1 protein-coding gene is annotated in these 1623 nt (G+C 46.8%); it reads right to left on the minus strand.

Annotated elements, in window-relative coordinates; genetic code table 11:
- Positions 1-363: 363 nt before the first annotated feature.
- Positions 364-1542 (minus strand): cell division protein FtsZ, encoded by a 1179-nt coding sequence (gene ftsZ / locus U9P07_12860; GenBank protein MEA2110294.1) that lies wholly within the window; start codon positions 1540-1542, stop codon positions 364-366.
- Positions 1543-1623: the final 81 nt, after the last annotated feature.

Consider the following 1623-nt stretch of genomic DNA (forward strand, 5'->3'; position numbering starts at 1 on the left):
AGACCCCGGCGGTAAAAAAAGGGAAAAAGGAATAAAGGAAGTATAATTCAACTTGGCATTGCCCCATTCAGGGGTACGCCATGGCGACTGGAAACAGCCGCCATGGCATAAATAATTGCAGGAAAGCAGGAATTAAAAATTCAGGTCGAGTATCAGCTGATGCTTTCGTAAAAACTCACAAAACCGATGACACAGTAAAAGCTTCATATTCGAGCTAGGCAAAACCTGAGTCATGAGGCGTATTTATATACGGCGTAAGATTTCTTGCACACATACACCTTATACCATATACAATCCATTTACCGTACGTTGTATTGACAAAGGTTGCCGCATAACGAAGAAGATGGAATTATTACAAAACCATCAATCAAGCTGACGGCGCAGAAAAGTCGGAAAGTCATAGTCTTCCATTTCAAAATCAGTTTCACTGTCAGAAGCACCAACAGCCTTTTTAACGGTTCTGATTATTTCCTGTCGATCATGTGCCTTGGAACGGCTTTGAAATGCAGGGCGGTCAAGATCTCGTCGTTTGGGAATAGGTGCGAATTTCGTGCCGGCCAGACCAGGCCCTTTAGCCAGCTGTCTAATCGGCTCAAAACCGGTAGCAATAACCGTAACCCGGATATCATCACCCATGGATTCATCCAGAACCGCTCCAAAAATGATGTTGGCATCCTCATGGGCTTCATCTTGAATTAACGAAGAAGCCTCATTAACTTCAAAAAGGGACAGGCTGCTGCCGGCGGAAATGTTAATCAAAATACCCTTAGCTCCCTGAATACTGATGTCTTCCAGCAAGGGTGAAGCAATAGCCCGGTGTGCCGCTTCGATGGCCCGGTTTTCACCACCGGCTATTCCCGTCCCCATCAGGGCCAGGCCGGTATTGGTCATGACAGTTTTAACATCCTGAAAATCCAGGTTTATCAACCCATGGACATTAATCAGATCAGAAATGCTGCGGACCGCCTGTACCAATACCTCATCAGCACTCTGGAAAGCCTCCACCATTGAGGTGTTTTTCCCAACAATATTCAACAGCCGCTGATTAGGAATGGTAATCAATGCATCCACATTTTCCCGCAATTCCTCCAGGCCTTCCTCAGCATGGCGCATCCGTTTACGACCTTCGAAAATGAAGGGTTTAGTTACTACGGCAACGGCGAGAGCACCAAATTCCTTGGCCAACTTAGCCACCACCGGAGCCCCTCCCGTACCCGTACCACCGCCCATTCCGGCAGTAATAAAAACCATGTCGGCACCATCCAGCAATTCGGAAATTTTTTCCGTATCCTCAATAGTGGCATTGCGACCGATATCCGGGTTGGCACCAGCACCCAGCCCCCGGGTTAACCGTGAACCAAGCTGGAGTTTGATGGCTGCCGTCGATGCCTCCAAAGCCTGAGCATCGGTATTGGCAGCGACAAAATCAACTCCCTGAACCTGGGAATTAATCATGCTGTTTACTGCATTGCTCCCGCCCCCGCCAACACCAATAACTTTGATATTGGCCTGCAATCTCGACCGTTCATCAAATTCAAACATAACTTTCCCTCCCTGTTCCATGCTTTAAAAAAATTCTGCAAACCAACTTTTCATGCGTGAAAATAATTTAAAAAATAGTTT

It is taken from the genome of Pseudomonadota bacterium, from assembly GCA_034660915.1.
Lineage (GTDB): Bacteria > Desulfobacterota > Anaeroferrophillalia > Anaeroferrophillales > Anaeroferrophillaceae > DQWO01.

Coding starts and splice junctions, on each gene's coding strand:
- ftsZ (MEA2110294.1), bottom strand. CDS start 1,542: ATGTTTGAATTTGATGAACGGTCGAGATTGCAGGCCAATATCAAAGTT.